Here is a 20,602-nt window from a genome sequence, read left to right as displayed (position 1 = left end):
TAAAATTACTTCCGCCGCGGCCGGTAGCGCGACTCATTCAGAATGCGCTGGGGGTCCTTCTGGGCCATGAGTTGGGCCAAAGTCACGTTGGGGTGCTCGGCCATATACTTGCGCACAATCTGCCAGCCCACCCAGGCCCCTACCCGACCGGGGCAGGTTTTGTCGATTTCGGGCACGTTGGGCCGCTCCCCGATGTACTTCTGGATGGTAAACGGGCTGGTGTTATAGAGCAGGTTTTTCTCGATGAAGTGTGCCCACACCTTGGCCTCATTGAATTGCAGATTGGCCATTTCGGGGCCCGTAAAGCCAATCAGCAGCGTATCGGCGGTACAGGGCAGCACTTTTTCGGCGAAGTACAGGGACTTGCCAAACTGCACCATTTCGCTGAGCATGGTCTGGTCGGTGAGCTTTTTCTGATTGTACTTGCCAGAAATAGCCAGGGCCGCCGTAGGTAGCATATAGGCCGGCTCGTAGCGGCGCAAAATGTACTCGGGCACGTTGGGCCGGTAGCTGGCTTTGGGGCCCGCAAAGAAGTCGATGCTGAGCACCATCAGGCTGTCATTCACAAACAAGTCCTGGCTTAGCCCGCTCACGAAGGTTTTGACCGGCGGCACCGGAAACGCCGGGAAATAGTAGCGCACGTGCTGAAACAGCTGCTTAAGCTCGGCCTGCAGGGCCTGGGTATCTTTGAACTCAGCTTCCGACTCCCGGCCCAGCTTCTGCAAACCCTGGTTGGTGGACAAACTGACCAGCTTTTGCGCCAGAATGTCTTCCGATGGAAATTGCTTGCGCCCCAGGAAGTACGTGGTAAACGCCGGCTGCTGCCGCAGAAACTGCTTGGCTTCGGCCACGTTCTTGATTTGGAAGAACGGCTGCTCCAGTCGCTCGAGCTGCACCGTCACGGGTATTTTGGCCACTTCCGGGTCGGCTTGGCAGGTTTCATTCGACGAGCAGCCGCTGAGCAGCAGGCCAGTGCCCAGAAAACTGAACAGCAAAAGGCGCAGGTAGGCAGGAATGTAAGTCACGCTTCTATCTTTAGGGCGAAAATAGCCAAAACGAAACGCCGCGCGGCTGACTTTCGTCTAAAGCCTGACTCTTTTCCCATTCTCATGAAAAAATTGCTCCTCGCGCTTCTGACCGTAGGTGCAGCGGCCGGTACGGCTTCCGCCCAGGTTGAAATTGGTTTGAAACTCTCGCCCTCCATTACGTATCTGCGGGCGGACGGGCCTTCCAGCTACAATTTTCAGAATGAAAAGAGCAAGCTCAGCCTCGGCGGGGGCTTGGTCGTCGACTACTTCTTCGGCCAGAACTACGCCTTCAGTTCCGGCGTGTGGCTGAGCGGCAAAGGCGGCACCATCAGCTACCTCGACCGGGACCCGAACTCAAGTTCAACTACGCCCAGTGTACGGCGGGAGCAGAAAATTGCCCTGCAGTACCTGGAAGTGCCCGTGACAGTGAAGCTTTTCACCAACGATATTACCACCGATACTAAGCTCTACTTCCAGCTTGGTGTTACGGCCGGCGGCGTTATTGCGGCCCGCATCAACGGCGACAAACGCTTTATTGATGCCAGCAACGGCAACACCGAAACCAAAGCGTCCAAGCACGTCATCATTCCCGATATGTCGGCCCTCATCGGCGCCGGCGTGGAGTACCAAGTGGGCCAAAGCACCAAAGTATTTGCCGGCCTCTCCTACCACCGCGGCCTGGTCAACATCGACAACTACTTTGAAGACGAGCGGGGCTTTCAGGACGTAACCCTCAAAAACAACGAAGTAGCCCTGGATTTGGGCTTGAAGTTTTAGCGCGCGGAAGTGCTAGCTGCCTTTGCGCGGCGCCGCCATGGCAATCCGTCCTCTGAAATCCACCAGGTCCTCTAATGTGAAAAGCCCTTTCCCACGCATGTAGGAAAGGGCTTTCTGGTAACAGGGAGTTTGTCACTAGCAGAGGACGGGTAGCCGCCGCTTGAGGCGCGGAATGTCATTCTTTCTCGCAATGGCAGACAAGTAGCACCTCAGCACATTCCTCACATTCGCACATTAGAAAGAAAAAGCCCCCGTTACTCATCCAGAGTAACGGGGGCTTTCTTCTTATCAGGAAGGTTTTCGCAGAAAAACCGTCAATCAGTAATTTCTTCCACCTCCCGGTCCTGGAGGCGGCTCATGGCGGCGGCGGGGGAATGTATTTCGATTTCCTCGCCCCGCTCATCCTCGATGCGGTAGTCGGTCAAGCCCAAGGACGTGTCCTTCATGATCTTAACCCACTTATAATACTTCAAATACCACTTCATCTGCTTCGACACCAATCCCTTGGTGTAATAAGCGTGCAGGAAGGGGTGCACGTACAGCGTGATGCCCGACTGGTTTTGGGTAACCAGCAAGTCCTCAATGCTGTTGTCGATTTCGTCCGTTACGAGGATAGAGGCCGAAATCTTGCCCGTGCCGCCACAGGTGGGGCATACTTCACCGGTCACAATGTTTTCGGCGGGGCGCACGCGCTGCCGCGTAATCTGCAGCAGCCCGAATTTGGTAATGGGCAGAATCGTGAAGCGCGCTTTATCGTTCTTCATGATGTCCTTCACGGCATCCTCCACCTTTTTGCGACTCTCGGGGCTCTTCATGTCGATAAAGTCGACAACGATGATGCCCCCCATGTCGCGCAGGCGCAGCTGCCGCGCTACCTCCTTAGCCGCCAGCATGTTGATCATGAGGGCCGTAGCCTCCTGGTCGCTTTCCTGGTTGCTCTTGTTGCCCGAGTTGACGTCGATAACGTGCAGGGCTTCGGTGTGTTCAATCACCAAGTAGCCGCCGCCGGGAACCGTTACAGTCTTGCCAAACAGCGTTTTAAGCTGCTTTTCAATGCCCACGTGCTCAAACACTTTCACCTTGCCGGTGTGGAGCTTGAGCAGGCCGAGCTTGTCGGGCGCAATTTTCTGGAGGTAGCTGCGCATCTCCTCATACATCGGCGCCGAATCCACGGTAATGGAGTCGAAGCTTTCGTTGAGCATATCGCGCAGCATCGAGCTGGTGCGGCCCAGTTCACCCAGCACCTTGTCGTTCGGCTTGGCCGCGCGCAAGGATTGGAAGAGCTGTTCCCAGTTGGCCGTCATGCTCTGCATATCCCGGTCGAGTTCAGCCACCTCCCGGCCTTCGGCCACGGTGCGGATAATCACGCCGAAATTGTCGGGCTTGATGGAAGCAATGAGCCGCTTAAGCCGCTCCCGCTCCGTCTTGCTGACGATTTTCTTGGATACGCTAATTGTATTCGAAAAAGGAACCAGCACCAAGTAGCGGCCCGCCATGGAAATATCCATGCTCAAGCGTGGCCCCTTGGTCGAAATCGGTTCCTTCACAATCTGGACCAGCAACTGCTGGCCCTTCTTGAAGACGTCGGCGGCCTTGCCGACTTTGTCGAGCTGCCCTTCGAACTGGAAGTTCTTGAGCGCCCCGACGGTAATTTTCTGCGATTGTACGCCTCTGCTCCACTTCAGCAGCGAGGGGAAATTCTCCCCCAGGTCACCGTAGTGCAGAAACGCGTCTTTTTGATACCCGATGTCGATGAACGCGGCGTTCAGACCGGGCATAACTTTCTTGACCGTACCCAGGAAGATGTCACCAACGGAATAGTTGGTGTCGTTGCGGTCAAAGTGGTATTCGATGAGCCGCTTATCCTGGAGCAGGGCAATCCGTTCTCCTTCCTGAGTAGAATTAATGACTAATTCGTTACTCAATGGGTCAGATAAGTTAAGAGAGTACCAAGTTTAGCCGCAGCCCTATCCCCCGAAACCGGCAAAGGGAAGCTAGTGCACGAGGCACCAGCTTCCCTTCTTAGCCACGGGAAAAGCGAACTTTTAGCCACTCTCGAGATACTCTACGTGAGAGATAGACGGCCTTATTGGTTAAAGCAATTAACCGGCCGCCAGCAAACCCGGAAAGGGCTTACTTCTTCTTGTGACGGTTCTTGCGCAGACGCTTCTTCCGCTTGTGAGTGGCAATCTTATGACGCTTTCTCTTTTTACCGCAGGGCATGTTGGTGAGGTTAGGGTTGTAAAAAAACTTAATTCAATTTCTGCAATTGCTCGTCCACCGAGGCCGTAAAGCCGGGGTCCGTGCTCAAGCTCTTAGCCTTGGTGAAGGCCTTGCGGGCGTCTTCTTTGGCGCCGGTCAGGGCCAAAGATACGCCCAAGTAGAACTGTCCGTTGGCATTCTGGGGATTTACCACCGTCAGCTCCCGGAACCGCTCCACCGCTTTGTCATTCTGATTGCTCCGCAACGAGAGGATACCCAGGTTGTAGATAGCCTCTTCGTTTTTGGGGTCGGCAGCCAGTACCTCGCGCAACAGGCTTACGCCCGCCACGGGGTTGTCGCTGGCCATCAGGGCCATACCCAAGTTGGTTTTGGCCTTGAGGTTGTCGGGGTTGTTTTTCAGCACCCGCTCGTACAGCTCCCTGGTTTTGGCGCCCAACGACTTGGCGCGCTCCTCGGTCGTAGCGAAGCTGAAGGCTTCGTAATACGCATCGGCAGCGCGCTGCAACGTTTGTTCACCGGGCCGGGTCATGGCAATCTGCTCGAGGTAGTAGCCGGCGCTGTCGAACTTCTCGACGGCGCGGTACTTGGCGGCCAGATCAGTAGCCAGCCGCAGCTTAGCTCCCAAATCACCTTCAGCCGAGTACTTGGCCAGCAAGCCGTTGATTTCGCGGCGCTGCTCCGGAGCTACCGCCATGTGCGGCTGCTCCGGGGTAGCGCCGGCCGGCATGCCGCCCTCCACGGAGGCCGTGGAAGGGGCGGCTGCGCCGTTGTCCCGGTTGGCCGTACGGGCCGCGTCCTGCTGGTTCAGCTCCTTTTTGCCTTCCTTGGGTTTTACGATTCCCTTCGGCAGCAAAAACAAGCCGGCCACCAGCGCCAGGGCGACGGCCAAAACAAGAAGTTGATGCGAAGAAGGACGTGCAGCCATGTGGAAAAAGCAGGCCGCCGGGCTCCCAACACTGGAATCCCCGGCGGCTCGGCCGGCAATGTTACGAAGAAAGAAAATTAGGCCTGAGCCGTCTCTTTGATCTTCTTGCTGTTTTTGATCTTACCGATGAAGGTCTTCGACGGCTTGAAGCTCGGGATGAAGTGCTCGTCGATGATGATCGAAGTGTTTTTTGAGATGTTACGAGCGACTTTCTTTGCCCGCTTCTTGTTTACGAAGCTACCGAAGCCACGCACGTAGATATTGTTGCCATCGGCCATCGAATCCTTTACCACTTTGAAAAATGCTTCAACGGTAGCCGATACGTCGGTCTTCTCAATGCCGGTCTTGTCGGCGATTTCGGCGATTACTTCTGCTTTAGTCACGCTGGTATGTGTACTAAGGTGTGAAAAATGTATGCTGGGCAAAACTCCCGATTCAAAACGTAAGCCCTTGCCCGGTAGGCTGTTCGCTTAAGAATTCGGGCCACAAAGGTAGCCCCCTTTTTTGGTTTTGCAATACTTTTTACGCAATCCATTTAGCGTCCCATTTGTTCTTCAAACCTCTATATATCAAATCTTTGCCTCTTTCCGTTCTCGCCCCTGCTCACCCGTATTTCGCCCAAGCCCTCTTGGAATGGTACCCGCGCCACCGCCGCGACCTACCCTGGCGCCACACCCGCGACCCGTATGCCATCTGGCTTTCAGAGGTTATTCTGCAGCAAACCCGGGTCAAGCAGGGCCTGCCCTACTACTTGGATTTCATCACGACTTACCCAACCGTGCACGACTTGGCCGCGGCCCCTGAAGATGAGGTGCTGCGGCACTGGCAGGGGTTGGGCTACTATTCCCGGGCCCGCAACATGCACCACACAGCTCAACAGGTCGTGCGCGAGTACGCGGGCGTGTTCCCTAATACTTATACGGAGCTGCTCAAGCTGCGGGGTGTAGGCCAGTACACAGCGGCAGCTATTGCCTCCTTTGCCTTCGGGGAGAAAGTGGCGGTGCTCGACGGCAACGTGTACCGGGTCTTGTCCCGGGTGTTTGGCATCACCTCCGACATTGCCGCGCCGGCCACGCGCAAGGAGTTCCAAGCCTTGGCTGATACGCTGATACCGGCCGCGGCCCCCGATGAGTTCAACCAAGCTATTATGGAGTTTGGGGCCATTCAGTGCACGCCGGTTAAGCCCGACTGCCTGTTTTGTCCGCTGCAAAGCCAGTGCTACGCCTTTCAGCACGGCATGGTGCAGGAATTGCCGGTAAAAAGCAAGGCCAAGGCCGGCCGCACCCGTTACTTCCACTACCTGGTGCTGCGCCATGCCGATACGCTGTATCTGAAAAAGCGCACTGCCAAAGACATCTGGCAGGGTTTGTACGACTTTGCCCTGACCGAAACCGAGGCCGCCGAACTGCCCGCCGTAGACTTGGTGCAGGCCGTAACGGAGCTGGGCGGGCAACTAGCTATGGACCGCGCCGAGGAGCCGGTATTGGCGTTGCGCCACGTGCTGAGCCACCAGAAAGTAGAGGCGCGGTTTCACTCGGTGTGGCTGAGTCAGCCCCTACCTGCAGGAACATTAGAGGCTTCAGGACTGGCACCTTTCACGGCGGCGGAAGCGCACGAATTACCCAAGCCTGTGCTAATTGCTAATTATATTGACAAATCCTGGAAATAAAAAGCTAAAATATTTGGTTATATAATCAGCTTTGTCTATTTTTATAAGAGATAAAGATATTTTATCGACACGTTTAACTACTTAACAACCAAGCAATGGCTGGCATCAACAAAGTAATTCTGGTAGGCAACCTGGGTAAGGACCCCGAGGTTCGGCATTTGGAAGGTGGCTCGAGCGTAGCGCACTTCACCCTGGCCACCAACGACTACTACAAAGACAAATCCGGCAACCGCGTAGAGCGGACCGAATGGCATAACATCACGGCCTGGCGCGGCTTGGCTGAAATGGCCGAGAAGTACCTCAAAAAGGGCCAGCAGATCTACGTGGAGGGCAAGCTGCGCACCCGGCAGTACCAGGACAAGGACAATCAGACGCGCTACATTACCGAAATAGTAGCCGACGAAATTTCCATGTTAGGCGGCCGTCCCCAGGGTGATGGACAGGCCAACGGCCAGGGCCAGGAGCAGCCCGCCGAGGCCCAGACCTTCCGCCAAGAACCCGAAATTGACCAATTGCCTTTCTAACTACCTTTAACGAGGAGTTTTTGCAAAGCCCCGGCACGTCGCCGGGGCTTTCTGCGTTCTGCGGTGGGGCCAACCGTAATAGCCTGCCCCAGGCTTCGGGCATGCGCCGGCCGCGCGTAGCGGCGTCCCTGATTCTGGTTACCTTTGATGAGTACATCCGCCCTGCTCTAAATGCCTGCATCCTCACTTTTGCGCGGTCTGAGTGCCGTTCTGGGCTTTGGCCTGTTGTTGGCCAGCTGCTCGTCGCCCGCCGACTATACGCCCAAGCCCAAGGGCTATAATCGTATCGACTTGCCGGCGGCCACCTACCAGCAGCTGGCGCCCGGGCACCCTTACACGTTTGAGTACTCGCGCCAGGCCAAAGTACTGCGCGACTCGTCCTACCTGGCCCAGCCGCACTGGATTAACATTTATTACCCCAAGCTGCAGGCCAATGTCCAGCTTACCTATATGCCCATCAAGCACGACCAGAAGCTGTTCAATAAGCTCCTGGAAGATGCCCGCAAGCTCACGGCCAAGCACCAGATTAAGGCCTCGGCCATTGATGAAAGCGTAATAAAAACCCCCAGCGGCCTGCGGGCGGCCGTTTTCGAGCTGTCGGGGGAAGTGCCCAGTCAGTTCCAGTTTTATACTACCGACAGCACCACCCATTTCTTTCGCGGGGCACTGTATTTCCGCACGGCTACGGCCAACGACTCCCTGGCCCCGGTCATCGACTACGTGAAGAAGGACGTGGTGCACCTGCTCAACACTCTACAATTCAAGTAGCCATTCATTTAGCAGGTGTCAATTAACATTTAACCGCCGTGCCGCTCTTGTGGCCCGAGTTGCCAATTGTTGAATGATACCGGTTAATTGTTACAGGAAATGAGTTTTTTCAATACCAAAATCGAGAGTCTGCGAGGCGTGGGCACCCAGCGCGCCACCCTGCTGCAGAAGGAGCTGCAGATTTTCACCTACGGCGACCTGATTCAGCGCTACCCCTTCCGCTACCTCGACCGCACTCAGTTTTACAAGATTGAAGACCTGACCGAGGATTTGCCCTACGTACAGGTCAAGGGCGTGCTGCGCAACCGCGAAGTCATCGGCGAAGGGCCCAAGAAACGCATTGTGGCCAAGGTGTCGGATGGCAGCGCCGAACTGGATTTGGTGTGGTTTAAAGGCGTGAACTACCTGGAAAAGGTGATTAAAAACCACCAGGAGTACATTGTCTTTGGTAAGCCCACCATATTCAACGGCCGGCCCCAGATGGCCCACCCCGACCTGGAAGAAGTATCCGAAGCCAAGCCGGGTCAGAGCTATTTGCAGCCGGTATACAACACCACCGAGAAGCTCAAGAACTACCACCGCATCGACAGCAAGGCCATTGCGCGGATGACGAGCGACCTGCTCAAAATCGCGCTGCCCTACGTGCAGGAGTCGTTGTCGCCGGACCTGATTCGGCACTACAACCTCATGGGCAAGGCCGACGCTTACCAGCAGATCCACTTCCCCCAGAGCACCGAGCTGCTGCAGGCGGCCCGGTTCCGGCTCAAGTTTGAGGAGCTTTTCTACGTGCAGCTCAAGCTGCTGCGCCAGCGCGACCAGCGCAAAGTGACCCTGGCCGGTCAGATTTTCAAGGAAGTGCCCACGCTGGTCGACTTCTACAAAAACCACCTGACCTTTGACCTGACCGGGGCCCAAAAGCGGGTTATCCACGACATCTACAAGGATTTTTGCGCCGGCAAGCAGATGAACCGCCTGCTGCAGGGCGACGTGGGCTCGGGCAAAACCATTGTAGCCTTTATCAGCATGCTCATGGCCGCCGACAACGGGGCCCAGAGCTGCCTGATGGCGCCCACCGAAATTCTGGCCGACCAGCACTACGTGGGCCTCAAAGCCTACGCCGACCAGCTCGGCATCAAGCTCGGCAAGCTCACGGGTAGCACCCGCACCTCCGAGCGGCGCGTGCTGCACGAGCAACTGCGCGACGGGACCATGCACATGCTTGTGGGCACCCACGCTCTGCTGGAAGACGTGGTGCAGTTTCGCAACCTGGGCCTGACCATCATGGACGAGCAGCACCGCTTCGGGGTGGCCCAACGCTCGAAGCTGTGGCAGAAAAATCCCCACGTGATACCCCACGTGCTGGTGATGACGGCCACGCCCATCCCCCGCACTTTGGCCATGACGCTCTACGGCGACCTGGACGTGTCGGTGATTGACGAGCTGCCCGCTGGTCGTAAGCCCATTGTAACCGTGCACCGCTACGACGCCAACCGGCTCAAGGTATTCCAATTTATCCGGGACCAAATCAACCTTGGCCGCCAGGTCTACATCGTGTATCCGCTCATTGAGGAGTCGGAAACGATGGACTACAAGGACCTCACCGACGGCTACGAAAGCGTGGCCCGGGCCTTTCCGGAGTTCGAAATCAGCATCGTGCACGGCCGGATGAAAGCCGAGGAAAAGGACTACGAGATGCAGCGCTTCGTGAAGCGCGAAACCCAGATTATGGTGGCCACTACGGTTATTGAGGTGGGCGTCAACGTGCCCAATGCCTCGGTAATGGTCATTGAAAGTGCCGAACGGTTTGGCCTTTCCCAGCTTCACCAGCTGCGGGGCCGCGTGGGCCGGGGCGCCGACCAGAGCTACTGCATCCTAATGACGGGCTATAAGCTCAGCAAAGACAGTCGCATCCGCATCGAAACCATGGTGCGGACCAACAACGGCTTCGAAATTGCCGACATCGACCTGAAGCTGCGCGGCCCCGGCGACCTGATGGGCACCCAGCAAAGCGGCGTACTCGACCTGCTCATTGCCGACCTGGCCAAGGACGGCCGCATTCTGACCGAAAGCCGGGCGGCGGCCCAGCAGCTACTGGCCGAAGACCCCAGCCTGAGTCAGCCCCAAAACCTGAACATCCGGCGCCACATCGAATCCTTACCCGCCACGGCCGTCAACTGGAGCCGCATTAGTTGAGAAAACTAAAGTTGGTCCAAACGTTTGCACTGGACATAAAAAAGGCGACTTGGTTAAGTCGCCTGCCGATATTACTCGAATGATTCCGCGGATCGGGAAGTAGTAGAAGGAGCCGTAGCCTGCCACAATCGGCTGCCACCACCGTGCGGAGTATTTTCTAGCCTTACCTGTCGGGCGAAGAAAGAAGCCGCCTGCACCGGAGCTTCGGGCTGCACCCGCTTCGTAGTAGCGGCCAGTGGCGTAACAGATTCTTTAGCCAACTTACCAACGACAATCAAGGCAAAGAGCAGAACGAATTTGAGTAGAAATTTCATAGTGTTGGGGAGCTAGTCAATAGGCGGCGCGGACACCGCAAATTTTGAGCCAAAAACAACAGAAAACTGAGCAGAAAATCACCTTTTTGCTCCGGTGAGTTGTTCAGCCGAGACAATGATTGTATTTGAATTCTACAATATTTTCCCGTGGCGCTTCAACAGCCGCTCTTTCTTATTTTCGGCAAAGTAACGAGAGCTACGCCTTGAAAACGGCTATCAAAACGTTATGATAGCATGAACAAATCATGATGACCCAGGCCGGTTGCCGTTGGGGAGCGTGGCCTTTACGAGATGCGGCCGGAGATGGATACCTTTGGAGAGTACATTTTTTTGTTCATTGCAGCTTTTCACCCTTAACTGTCTTTTTTCGTGCGGTTTACATTTTTCCTTTCCGCTGGCGCCCTGGCGCTCGGCCTGCTGACCGCTCCGGCGGCGGCTGTAGCTCAAAAGGTGAAGTCGGTACCGTTCAGCTACTTACCTGAACAGGCCGAGGACCGGTACAACCAGCGAGTCACGCGTAAAATGCTGCCCGTGGCGGGCGGCGGCTTCGTAATTCTGGCTCATAAGTCGGCCACGCAGTACGCCGTGGAGCGCTACGATGCCGACCTGAAGCCGCAGTGGACGGCCGCCATTCCCGTGGCCGAAGGGGAAAGCGTGGAGGCCTTCGGTCACGGCTCGGAGCAGGCTTTCGTAGTGCTGCACCAAAAAGATAACGCCAACCAGAACCTGTCGGCCGTGCTGGTTGATTTGCGCAACGGCCAGAAAGCGGCGCCTAAAAAGCTTATCGAGGCGGCAGCCCGCGACCGGCGTCCCGGCGTGGCCGTTTCCCCGGACGGCTCCAAGCTGGTGGCCTTTCGCTACCTCACCCGCGACGTACAGATCCGCGCTATCAGCGCCACGGTGTACGACCAGAAGCTGACCAAGCTCAAGGACCGCACTTACGACTTTCACGACCTGGGCGACTTCTTCTCCCCTACCGTCCACGTCGGCAACGATGGCACCCAGTACGTGGCCCTCATCAGCGACCAGATGAAGAAGCTCACCGTGCGCCGCTACCTCAACGACAAGCCCGAGACCAAAGTCATGTCGGTAGCCGTGGGCGGCTCATTTGGGGGCAAGGCCGTGACGGTGTTCGACGCCAAGTTTGGCCTGCAACCCGACAACACCTTGTACGCCGCCGCCATTTGCACCGAGCGGGAAAGTGGGCAGTACTACAGCCTGAAGGTGGTCAAGTTTGACTTCGCCGGCGAGGGCGACATGAAGTTTGCTCCCGAGTTTCGCTTCACCCCCGAGTACCTGGCCGAAGTCAATAAGACGGCTCAAACCAGCGCCAAGCGCCTGGAAGACGTGTACCTCTCCGAACTGCTGCTGACCGGCGAAAAGCAGCTGGTCGTTATTGCCGAGAAAAAGTACGAGGAAGGCGGCGACGAGTCGCCGGTGCACGCCCGGGAGCTGCACGTGTTCGGCTACAACGAATTTCAGAGCCCGACTTGGCACAGCATCATTGCCAAAGACCAGGTAGCCCCGCCCACCGAGTCGTTTACTGGTATCGGTTTCCGGGCCGCCGTTTTCGGGCCGGACGTGCAGATTCTGACCCAGGAGAAAATCAAGGGCAAATCGGACCTGTACGTGCGCCAGGTCAACGTGCAAACCGGTGTGGTGTCGCCACCCAAAGGTCTGGGGCTGAGCGTAGCCAGTGACCAGAACCTGGCCTACGTGAAGGACTTCACCGGCTGGCTCGACGCTAAAACCATTATTGGGGTAAGCCGGCCCAGCAAAAAGTCGGCGGCGTTGATGCTGAACAAGATTGTAGTTAAGTAAGAGACTTTGGTTGACCGGAGCACTACGGCTGTTTAGGAAATCAAAACAGCTGTAGTGCTCCAGTCAACCTTCTACATAGCTTCTACCCAGAGAACAAGTATGTTCGTAGTTACTATACACTCATTCACAGGGCCTAATTGTATTGCTCCCTGTTAGCTGTTGCTGCTGCCCGCCAGCTATGATTCTCCTTTTCCCAACCTAACAATTCTGCTTATGCACACTTCTACTCTCCTAACGTGCGCGCTTCTGACGTGCAGCGGCATGCGGGCGGCTTATGGGCAATCCTACATCCTCGACCCTACTTTTGGTACGGCGGGAAAGACCACAATAGTCTTTCCTACGGCGGCAAATACGGATGTAGTGACCAGCCTTGCGCTGCTGCCCGGTAGTAAACTACTGGTGGCGGGCGAGAACAATAAAATGTTTGGGCTGGCGCAGCTCACGGCTACCGGCCAGCCAGACCTCACTTTTGGCACTGGTGGCACCACCACGACTTCCTTCACTAGTAACAGCCCCAGTTTTACCGTGAGTTCGGCGCAGGCAACGGCCCCCTTGCTACAGCCCGATGGCAACATCTTGGTCGGTGGCCAGCTTGCCACCATGCTTACCTCGCCCTCTACCACTGGTCCCGCGAAGAAAGCCTGTGCCCGCTTCCAGCCTAGCGGTGCTCTCGACAACTCCTTTGGCACGAGCGGCCGGCTTCTCAATGATGCCAACACGGGCAGCCTGAACACCTACGTGAATGCACTGGCCCTGCAGGCCGACGGGAAGTTCTTTAGCATCAATTACCGCCTTAACGTTGGTGGCAACATAGAACTTACTACCATTGAGCGGATATCGGCGGCTGGCACTTACGACAACTCATTTGTCCACAACTACCCGGTGACCGGCAACGAAACCAGTAATACGACATCAGGAAGTAGGAAAATAGCATATACTGCGCTTGTTGACAACGCTGGCCGCTTGCTCACAGCTGGTGAGCACCTTGTTTCTAACCAGAATTACGTGGGCCCGAATGGGGCCGCTATTGTTCGCTACCTGGGCACTGGCCAGCCTGACCCAGGCTTTGGCACCAATGGTATTACCATTCTGAACGCATCGGCTGGCGGCCAAAGAATCGCCTGGAGAAAAATGCTGTTGCAGTCTGATAACAAGATTGTAGTGGCCGGACTGGATAGAAACGATAGTATCGCTATAGCCCGCTTTACTGCCGATGGCGTGCTTGATACGTCGTTTGGGAAGAAGGGCCTGCTGAAAGCCGCCACAGGTAGCACCACCAACGCAGTGTTGGGCCTAGACGTGCTGGCTACAGGTGAAGTTCTGGCTGGCCTTCGCACGGCGACCAACGATTGCCGCATCTTCCGGTTTTCAGCTACTGCCCCCACTTTTACCACTTCTACCATCGCGCTACCAGGCTTCAGCCCAGTGGCTATGGCTCTACAGCCAAACGGTCGGGTGGTAATAGCCGGCACCCAGACCGATGGCAGCGGCAACAAGTCATTCGGCGTTGCGGGCCTGGTGTATTCCCCGACTTTGAGCAGCCGCGCCCCACTGACTGGCAGCCTTACCCTGTATCCCAACCCCGCCGCTCAAACCCTGACGCTGCACTTCCCCGAGCTATCGGAAACCCAGCTCCTGAAGCTCCAGGTGTTCGACCTGCTGGGCCGGGAGGTACTAACCCTGCCAGCAGTTCGAGCCGGCGGTGAAGTGCGGATTCCTTTGCAGACCGTGCGACCGGGCAGCTACACCCTGCGCATCGAGGGCCCCGACTTCATTTTCACCAGACACTTCGTCCGAGCCGAATAGCCTGGCTGATTTCCGAATCTTGAACAAAAAAAGGCCGCTCCTAGCTTAGGAGCGGCCTTTTTCATTCAACCAAACTACTTCTTGCTTAGAAGCTGTACTCGTTGGCGGCAATCAGCACGTCGGCTACGCGGCGGCGGGCTTCCTTGGCATTGTAGAGGTCAGCCTTGGTGAAGCGCTTCAAGCCCATAGCCAGCAGCTTCTGCTCGTCGCCCTCGGTCATGGTGCCGATGGCGTCTTTGCCGAACTTATTTACCTGGTCCACGGTGTCGTAGAGGTAGATGCGGGCAATGTCAATCTGGGGAGCTACGGCCTCCTCACCTTTCACGCCGGCTTCTTTCTCCACGCGCAGAATGGTGCTTTCGGCGGTGTAGACCTTGATAGCCATGTCGGCAATGTTCATCAACACTTCCTGCTCTTTGGCCAGGGAGTTCATGTACTTCTGCACGGCCGTGCCAGCTACCATCAGAATGGCCTTCTTCAGCTTGGCAATAGTCTTTTTCTCCACGGCAAACAGGCCGGTTTCTTCCTCGACGTTGAAGTCCGGAATAGCCATCAGCTCCTGCTGCACGGCCTGGGCGGGGCCCATTAGGTCCAGCTCGCCTTTCAGGGCCTTCTTCAGGATCATGTCAACGGCCAGCATGCGGTTAATTTCGTTCGTGCCTTCGAAGATGCGGTTGATGCGCGAATCCCGGTAGGCCCGGTCCATGGGGTAGTCGGCCGAGAAGCCGTAACCGCCGTACACCTGCACGCCCTCGTCCACCACGTAGTCGAGCACTTCCGAGCCCTCTACTTTCAGAATGGCGCACTCCACGGCAAACTCGCGGGCGGCGCCCAGCAGGGCTTCATTGTGGCTCTGACCTTTGGCCAGCAGCTCCTGCTCCATGCGGGCAATGTCCATCCCGGCGCGGTAGATGGCCGATTCCACGGCGTAAATCCGCACGGCCTGCTGGGCCAGCTTGTACTTGATGGCGCCAAACTTGGCAATCGGCATCTTGAACTGCACCCGCTCGTTGGCATACTTGATGCTCAGCGTCGAAGCCATTTTGGTAGCCCCCAGGCAAGCGGCAGCCAACTTGATGCGGCCAATGTTCAGAATGTTGAAAGCAATGAGGTGACCCTTGCCGATTTCACCCAGCACGGCCGACTTCGGCACTTTCACGTCCGATAAGAACACCTGGCGCGTGGAAGAACCTTTGATGCCCATCTTGTGCTCCTCGTTGCCGAGGCTCAGGCCGGGCGTGCCTTTCTCCACGATGAAGCCGGTGAACTTGTCACCGTCCACCTGGGCGAAAACCACGAATACGTCGGCGAAACCGCCGTTGGTAATCCACATTTTCTGACCGTTGAGCACGTAATGCTCGCCGTCTTCGGTCAGGATGGCTTTGGTTTTGGCACCCAGGGCATCGGAGCCCGAGCCGGGCTCGGTCAGGCAGTAGGCCCCCATCAGCTCACCGCTGGTCAGGCCGGGCAGGTATTTGGCTTTTTGCTCGTCGTTGCCGAAGTACAGAATGGGCAGCATAGCAATGCCGGTGTGGGCGGCAAAAGCTACCGGGAACGAGTGACCACCACCCACGCCTTCCGTCACGCGCAGCGAGGTCGGGAAGTCCATGTTCAGTCCGCCGTACTCCTCCGGGATGCTCACCCCAAACAGGCCCAGCTCGCCGGCTTTTTCCATCAGGCCGCGCATCAGGCCTTCTTCGTGGTTATCGAGGCGCTCCAGCAGGGGCTGCACTTCTTTTTCCACGAAGTCCAGCGCGGTCTGGTGCATCATGTTCTGCTCCTCCGAGAAGTCGGCGGGGGTGAATACGTCTTGGGCGTCGGTTTCCTTGATGATGAATTCGCCGCCTTTTACAAGCTTGTTGGATACTTCCATGGCCAGGGTGAGAGTTGGGTTAAGGAATGTGTTGAAGTCGAAAGTCTGAGGGCGAAGTGTTCGGCTTGCCTACTATTTATAACGTAAAAAGGCCCGAATACATTCGTACCGAAATATACGTAATTATGTTATGCTTGCAGCGTACTTTGCCCGAAAAAAAGAAGCCCCAGCGCACTGAGGCTTCCCAATTCACTTATTGGTCGCGAAACGGGCCGTAGTAGGCGTCGGTCAGTTCCGAGCTGGTAGCCTCGGCTACTTCGGGCCGGGCCGCCAGCCACTGCTGGAGCTGGTCGCGCTTTTCCCGGGCCTGGACTTCGGAAAGGCGCTTGACCGGCGTAGCGGCAAAATCGTCCAAAGCCCCGCCGATAATCAGCTCGAAGGTTTCAATCTGCTCGAGCAGAATATCCGAGAAATCCAGGTAGCTGTCGGGCTTGTCGTCGGTGAGACGGTAGGACACGTTCCAGCTGAATTCCTTGAATTCCTGGCGGTGGGTTTTCTTACGCAGGCGTTTTTTCATGACCTAAGCTAAACAAGAACTTCGACTCGGGCCGGGCGCGGCCTGAGTTTTCCGGTGGAGAAGCGCTGCCACGCTTTCCGACCAGCACCCGGCCCGGGTCGAAGCTACGGAGAGTTACTTCAGCAGCTCGTAAATGCCGGCTACGCCCTGGCCGCCGCCCACGCAGGCGGTTACCATGCCGTATTTCTGGCCGCGGGCCCGCAGCTCGTGGAATAGCTGGATGCTGAGCTTGGCGCCCGAGCAGCCCAGCGGGTGACCCAGGGCAATGGCGCCGCCGTTCACGTTCAGCTTGCTTTCGTCGATACCCAGCTCCCGCACGACGGCAATGGACTGGGAAGCAAAGGCCTCGTTGAGCTCAAACAGGTCGATGTCGTCGAGCTTCATGCCGGCCTGCTTCAGCGCTTTCGGCACGGCCTTGATGGGGCCCATACCCATGATGCGCGGGTCAATGCCTTCGGTGGCGTAGGTTACCATGCGGGCAATGGGCTCCAGGTTGAGCTCCTTCACCATGCGCTCCGACATGACGATAACGAAAGCCGCGCCGTCGGAAGTCTGGGACGAGTTGCCGGCCGTAACAGTACCGTTGGCGGCGAATACGGGGCGCAGCTTAGCCAGGGCTTCTACCGAGGTATCGGCGCGGGGGCCTTCGTCGGTATCGACTACGTACGAGCGGGTTTTCTTCTTGCCCGAAGCCTGGTCGAGGTAGGTTTCCTCCACCGTAATCGGCACAATCTGCTCCTTGAACTTGCCGGCCTCAATAGCCTTGATGGCCTTCTGATGGGAGTTGTAGGAGAATACGTCCTGGTCTTCGCGGGAAATCTTGTAGTCGTTGGCTACGGCTTCGGCGGTCAGGCCCATGCCCAGGTAGTAGTCGGGGTGCTTCTTGGAGAGGTTGTAGTTGGGAACCGTCTTCCAGCCCACCGTGGGCACCATGCTCATGCTTTCGGTACCACCGGCCACGATGCAGTCGGCCATGCCAGCGGCAATTTTACCAGCCGCCATGGCAATGGTTTCCACGCCCGAGCCGCAGTAGCGATTCACAATAAGGCCCGATACGTTCATGGGCAGGGCCAGCAAGGAAATCAGGCGGCCCATCTGCAGGCCCTGCTCGGCTTCCGGCACGGCGTTGCCCACAATCACGTCGTCGATGCGCGTGGGGTCGAGGGCGGGCACGGAGGCCACCAGGTGTTTGATTACGTCCGCGGCCAAATCGTCGGGACGGGTGAAGCGGAAACCGCCACGGGTGGCTTTGCCAACGGCAGTGCGGTAACCGGCTACGATATATGCATTCATGATTTTAGATGTTAGAGGTGAGAACTCAGAGCTTAGACTCGGGTGGTTAGTTCTCAGGTTGAAGACTTTTCTGAAAGCCGTAAAGCATCCTTTGCAATTCGGCTAACTCATCCAGAACTGACTGCAAACGGGTTTCATCAAGATATCCGAATTCAGCAGCCAGAATGAGCTGTGTTTCTAGCTCATAAGCCGAGCCAGTAGCAATTGACAGAAACTGACTGAAGTCCTTGACCGAGCCTCTACCTGAACCTTCCGCAATGTTAGAAGGAATAGAAACTGCTGCCCGGCGTATCTGGGATGTCAGACCAAATCGTTCGTCACTTGGGAAAGCTGCCGAACACTGATAGGTCAGCTTGGTAATCAGCATCGCCTTATGCCAGATTTTTAGCTCCCGAAAATGATGCCGACTTACCATACCAGAACAACTTCTTAGTTCTAAGCTCTCAGTTCTGAGTTCTAATTGCGCAGTGGTTTGCCCGTCGTCAGGATGCTCTGGATACGCTCCAGCGTTTTCCGCTCGCCGGTCAGGCTCAGGAAGGCTTCGCGCTCCAGATCCAGCAGGTATTGCTCACTCACGTTGGTCGGCGACGACAAATCCCCGCCGGTCATGACGTAGGCCAGCTTGTTGGCAATCTTAACATCGTGGTCGGAAATGTAGTTGCCGGCGCGCATAGCGTGCACACCCGTCAGGAACATGCCCAGAGCCCCGCGGCCGTGCACCTTGATGTCCGATTTCTGCACGGGCTGGGTGTAGCCGGCGTCGGCCAGGGCAATGGCCTCGGCTTTGGCCTGGGCAATGAGGCGGTTGTTGTTGACTACCACTTCGTCGCCGCGGCGCAGGAAGCCCAGGTCGAAAGCCTCGGCGGCCGAAGTCGATACTTTGGCGGTGCTGATGGTCACGAAGGCGTTGCGGAGCAGGTTGAACTCGGGCTCCCCCTCTTCGTACTTGGCGGCCGTGCGCAGGGTCATTTCCTTAGTGCCACCCCCGGCCGGAATCAAACCCACGCCGAATTCCACCAGACCCATATAGGTTTCGGCCGCGGCTACTACTTTGTCGGCGTGCAGGTTCAGCTCGCAGCCGCCGCCCAGGGCCAGTCCGTGGGGCGTGCCCACCACCGGAATGCTGCTGTAGCGCATGCGCATCATGGCATTCTGGAACTGGGCAATCATCATGTTAATCTCGTCGAACTCCTGATCCAGAGCGTACATGTACACCAGGCCCAGGTTGGCACCAGCCGAGAAGTTGGGCGCGTCGTTGCCGACCACCAGGCCGCGGTAGCCCTGCTCGGCCATGTCCACGCCCTTCATCAGGCCCTGGATAACGTCGGAGCCCAGGGTGTTCATCTTCGAGTGGAACTCCACGTTCAGGATACCGTCGCCGAGGTCGATAACCGAAGCCCCGGCATTTTTCCACAGCACTTTGCCCGTGGCGCGCAGGTTGTCGAGGATGATGAAGTTCTCCACGCCGGGAATGGCTTGGTACGACTTCGACGCTACATCGTAAAACTGCTTGACGCCCTGCTCATTCACCTTGTAGAAGGTCGAATTGCCAGCGGCCAGCATTTCCTCAATCCAGGGCGCTACGTTCTTGCCGTGGGCCTGCGCCAGCTCCAAGCCTTTCTGCACGCCCAGCGCGTCCCAGGTTTCGAATGGGCCCAGCTCCCAGCCGAAGCCGGCGCGCAGCGCGTCGTCAATCTTGTAGAGCTGGTCGGTGATTTCCGGAATCCGGTTCGAAACGTAGGCAAACAGGCTGCCGAAGCTCTGGCGGTAAAAGTCGGCGGCTTTGTCTTTGCCGGCCACCAGCACCTTAAACCGGTCTGCCACCTTATCAATGGCCTTGGTGGCTTCCAGAGAGGCAAACTTCACCTTCTGGCTGGGCTTGTACTCCAGCGTGTTCAAATCCAGGGCGTGGATTTCGGACTTGCCGCCCGCGCCCTTTACTTTCTTGTAAAAGCCCTGGCCGGTTTTGTCGCCCAGCCACTTATTCTCACCCATCTTCTTGACGAAGTCGGGCAGCACGAATACGTCCTTGGCTTCGTCGTTGGGCAGGCCCTGGGCCAGGCCGTTGGTGACGTTGATGGTTGTGTCCAGACCCACCACGTCGGAAGTGCGCAGGGTGGCCGACTTGGCGTGGCCGATAACCGGGCCGGTCAGCTTATCGACTTCTTCCACCGTCAGGCCCAGGCGCTGCATGGTCTGCATCACGTCGAGCATGGCGAAAACGCCCACGCGGTTGGCAATAAAGCCGGGCGTGTCCTTGGCCAGTACCGTGGTTTTGCCCAGGTACAGGTCGCCGTAGTGCATCAGGAAATCCACCACCGACTGGTCCGTTTCGGGCGTCGGGATGATTTCGAGCAGCTTCAGGTAGCGGGGCGGGTTGAAGAAGTGAGTGCCGGCGAAGTGCTTGCGGAAGTCGTCGGAGCGGCCTTCGGCCATCAAATGAATCGGAATACCCGAGGTATTCGACGTAATCAAAGTGCCGGGCTTGCGGAACTGCTCGATGCGCTCAAACAGGCTCTTCTTGATATCCAGGCGCTCTACCACGACCTCAATCGTCCAGTCGCAGGTAGCAATGTCCTTGAGGTTGTCGTCGAAGTTGCCGGTCTTGATGCGCGAGGCGTCGGCCTTGCGGTAGAGCGGCGACGGGTTCGACGTAATGGCGGCCTGCAGCGAGGCATTCACGATGCGGTTTTTCACCGCCGGCGCGTCGAGCTTCAGGCCCTTCTTTTCCTCGTCGGGAGTCAGCTCCTTGGGAGCAATATCGAGCAATAACACCTGCACGCCGATGTTGGCGAAGTGCAGCGCAATGCGCGAGCCCATCACACCGGAGCCGAGCACGGCTACTTTTTTGATAATACGATTCATTCGGGA

At 57.1% G+C, this 20,602-nt stretch carries 17 protein-coding genes; 7 read left to right on the top strand and 10 right to left on the bottom strand.

From position 1 onward, the window contains the following. Positions 1 to 5: 5 nt before the first annotated feature. Complete coding sequence (gene gldB / locus CLV45_RS22295) at positions 6 to 1,025, bottom strand: gliding motility lipoprotein GldB (RefSeq protein ID WP_100338691.1); 1,020 nt, start codon at positions 1,023 to 1,025, stop codon at positions 6 to 8. Positions 1,026 to 1,109: 84 nt separating this feature from the next. On the opposite strand from gldB, the gene CLV45_RS22290 reads away from it, so the two are divergent. Then, positions 1,110 to 1,805 carry a porin family protein gene (locus tag CLV45_RS22290; protein ID WP_100338690.1) on the top strand — a complete coding sequence of 232 codons (696 nt, stop codon included), beginning with the start codon at positions 1,110 to 1,112 and terminating at the stop codon, positions 1,803 to 1,805. A gap of 314 nt (positions 1,806 to 2,119) precedes the next feature. Here the strand turns inward: CLV45_RS22290 and CLV45_RS22285 are convergent, their stop codons facing one another. The 3 genes from CLV45_RS22285 to CLV45_RS22275 all read right to left on the bottom strand — a co-directional run bounded on the left by CLV45_RS22285 (position 2,120) and on the right by CLV45_RS22275 (position 5,369). After that, the gene (locus CLV45_RS22285) at positions 2,120 to 3,730 is read right to left on the bottom strand and encodes an Rne/Rng family ribonuclease (RefSeq protein ID WP_170061915.1); all 1,611 of its coding nucleotides are present in this window, start codon (positions 3,728 to 3,730) and stop codon (positions 2,120 to 2,122) included. A 326-nt stretch (positions 3,731 to 4,056) separates the two neighbouring features. After that, positions 4,057 to 4,917 (bottom strand): tetratricopeptide repeat protein, encoded by an 861-nt coding sequence (locus tag CLV45_RS22280; RefSeq protein WP_157807731.1) that lies wholly within the window; start codon positions 4,915 to 4,917, stop codon positions 4,057 to 4,059. A 113-nt stretch (positions 4,918 to 5,030) separates the two neighbouring features. Continuing rightward, on the bottom strand, positions 5,031 to 5,369 hold the full coding sequence (locus CLV45_RS22275; protein WP_262496908.1) for an HU family DNA-binding protein: 339 nt from the start codon (positions 5,367 to 5,369) through the stop codon (positions 5,031 to 5,033). A gap of 161 nt (positions 5,370 to 5,530) precedes the next feature. Here CLV45_RS22275 and mutY point away from each other — a divergent pair, with 161 nt between their 5' ends. From mutY to recG, 4 genes are all read left to right on the top strand, one after another. Next, on the top strand, positions 5,531 to 6,622 hold the full coding sequence (gene mutY, locus CLV45_RS22270; RefSeq protein ID WP_170061914.1) for an A/G-specific adenine glycosylase: 1,092 nt from the start codon (positions 5,531 to 5,533) through the stop codon (positions 6,620 to 6,622). A 95-nt stretch (positions 6,623 to 6,717) separates the two neighbouring features. Then, positions 6,718 to 7,146, top strand: coding sequence for a single-stranded DNA-binding protein (locus tag CLV45_RS22265; RefSeq protein WP_100338687.1), 429 nt, complete (start codon positions 6,718 to 6,720; stop codon positions 7,144 to 7,146). 171 nt (positions 7,147 to 7,317) lie between these two features. After that, a complete protein-coding gene (gene gldD, locus CLV45_RS22260; RefSeq protein WP_100338686.1) occupies positions 7,318 to 7,914 on the top strand; it encodes a gliding motility lipoprotein GldD in 597 nt (198 codons plus the stop codon). A 99-nt stretch (positions 7,915 to 8,013) separates the two neighbouring features. After that, positions 8,014 to 10,107, top strand: coding sequence for an ATP-dependent DNA helicase RecG (gene recG / locus CLV45_RS22255; protein ID WP_100338685.1), 2,094 nt, complete (start codon positions 8,014 to 8,016; stop codon positions 10,105 to 10,107). 71 nt (positions 10,108 to 10,178) lie between these two features. On the opposite strand, the gene CLV45_RS25100 is transcribed toward recG, so the two are convergent. Continuing rightward, positions 10,179 to 10,421: a hypothetical protein gene (locus tag CLV45_RS25100; RefSeq protein WP_157807730.1), complete on the bottom strand. Its 243-nt coding sequence runs from the start codon at positions 10,419 to 10,421 to the stop codon at positions 10,179 to 10,181. A 369-nt stretch (positions 10,422 to 10,790) separates the two neighbouring features. Between CLV45_RS25100 and CLV45_RS22250 the strand changes: the two genes are divergently transcribed. Then, on the top strand, positions 10,791 to 12,242 hold the full coding sequence (locus CLV45_RS22250; RefSeq protein WP_100338684.1) for a hypothetical protein: 1,452 nt from the start codon (positions 10,791 to 10,793) through the stop codon (positions 12,240 to 12,242). Positions 12,243 to 12,455: 213 nt separating this feature from the next. After that, positions 12,456 to 14,048 carry a T9SS type A sorting domain-containing protein gene (locus CLV45_RS22245; RefSeq protein ID WP_100338683.1) on the top strand — a complete coding sequence of 531 codons (1,593 nt, stop codon included), beginning with the start codon at positions 12,456 to 12,458 and terminating at the stop codon, positions 14,046 to 14,048. Positions 14,049 to 14,133: 85 nt separating this feature from the next. Here the strand turns inward: CLV45_RS22245 and CLV45_RS22240 are convergent, their stop codons facing one another. The 5 genes from CLV45_RS22240 to CLV45_RS22220 all read right to left on the bottom strand — a co-directional run bounded on the left by CLV45_RS22240 (position 14,134) and on the right by CLV45_RS22220 (position 20,596). After that, positions 14,134 to 15,921 (bottom strand): acyl-CoA dehydrogenase family protein, encoded by a 1,788-nt coding sequence (locus CLV45_RS22240; protein WP_100338682.1) that lies wholly within the window; start codon positions 15,919 to 15,921, stop codon positions 14,134 to 14,136. 193 nt (positions 15,922 to 16,114) lie between these two features. Beyond that, entirely contained in the window at positions 16,115 to 16,438 is a 324-nt protein-coding gene (locus CLV45_RS22235) for a 50S ribosome-binding protein YggL (RefSeq protein WP_100338681.1), read from the bottom strand. 114 nt (positions 16,439 to 16,552) lie between these two features. Then, positions 16,553 to 17,731 (bottom strand): acetyl-CoA C-acyltransferase, encoded by a 1,179-nt coding sequence (locus CLV45_RS22230; RefSeq protein ID WP_100338680.1) that lies wholly within the window; start codon positions 17,729 to 17,731, stop codon positions 16,553 to 16,555. A gap of 46 nt (positions 17,732 to 17,777) precedes the next feature. Continuing rightward, positions 17,778 to 18,146: a four helix bundle protein gene (locus tag CLV45_RS22225; protein ID WP_100338679.1), complete on the bottom strand. Its 369-nt coding sequence runs from the start codon at positions 18,144 to 18,146 to the stop codon at positions 17,778 to 17,780. Positions 18,147 to 18,187: 41 nt separating this feature from the next. Beyond that, the gene (locus CLV45_RS22220) at positions 18,188 to 20,596 is read right to left on the bottom strand and encodes a 3-hydroxyacyl-CoA dehydrogenase/enoyl-CoA hydratase family protein (RefSeq protein WP_100338678.1); all 2,409 of its coding nucleotides are present in this window, start codon (positions 20,594 to 20,596) and stop codon (positions 18,188 to 18,190) included. Between the last annotated feature and the right edge of the window lie 6 nt (positions 20,597 to 20,602).

Source organism: Hymenobacter chitinivorans DSM 11115, assembly GCF_002797555.1.
GTDB classification, from domain to species: domain Bacteria; phylum Bacteroidota; class Bacteroidia; order Cytophagales; family Hymenobacteraceae; genus Hymenobacter; species Hymenobacter chitinivorans.
The sequence above is the reverse complement of the archived record's forward strand: the minus strand, read 5'-3'. Positions and strand labels throughout refer to the sequence as shown.

What these genes read in the sequence shown, in the direction of transcription:
- CLV45_RS22265 (WP_100338687.1), top strand. Translation starts at nt 6,718, where the DNA reads ATGGCTGGCATCAACAAAGTAATTCTGGTAGGCAACCTGGGTAAGGAC.
- recG (WP_100338685.1), top strand. Translation starts at nt 8,014, where the DNA reads ATGAGTTTTTTCAATACCAAAATCGAGAGTCTGCGAGGCGTGGGCACC.
- CLV45_RS22245 (WP_100338683.1), top strand. Translation starts at nt 12,456, where the DNA reads ATGCACACTTCTACTCTCCTAACGTGCGCGCTTCTGACGTGCAGCGGC.
- CLV45_RS25100 (WP_157807730.1), bottom strand. Translation starts at nt 10,421, where the DNA reads ATGAAATTTCTACTCAAATTCGTTCTGCTCTTTGCCTTGATTGTCGTT.
- CLV45_RS22290 (WP_100338690.1), top strand. Translation starts at nt 1,110, where the DNA reads ATGAAAAAATTGCTCCTCGCGCTTCTGACCGTAGGTGCAGCGGCCGGT.
- CLV45_RS22225 (WP_100338679.1), bottom strand. Translation starts at nt 18,146, where the DNA reads ATGGTAAGTCGGCATCATTTTCGGGAGCTAAAAATCTGGCATAAGGCG.
- gldD (WP_100338686.1), top strand. Translation starts at nt 7,318, where the DNA reads ATGCCTGCATCCTCACTTTTGCGCGGTCTGAGTGCCGTTCTGGGCTTT.
- CLV45_RS22235 (WP_100338681.1), bottom strand. Translation starts at nt 16,438, where the DNA reads ATGAAAAAACGCCTGCGTAAGAAAACCCACCGCCAGGAATTCAAGGAA.
- CLV45_RS22230 (WP_100338680.1), bottom strand. Translation starts at nt 17,731, where the DNA reads ATGAATGCATATATCGTAGCCGGTTACCGCACTGCCGTTGGCAAAGCC.
- CLV45_RS22240 (WP_100338682.1), bottom strand. Translation starts at nt 15,921, where the DNA reads ATGGAAGTATCCAACAAGCTTGTAAAAGGCGGCGAATTCATCATCAAG.
- CLV45_RS22220 (WP_100338678.1), bottom strand. Translation starts at nt 20,596, where the DNA reads ATGAATCGTATTATCAAAAAAGTAGCCGTGCTCGGCTCCGGTGTGATG.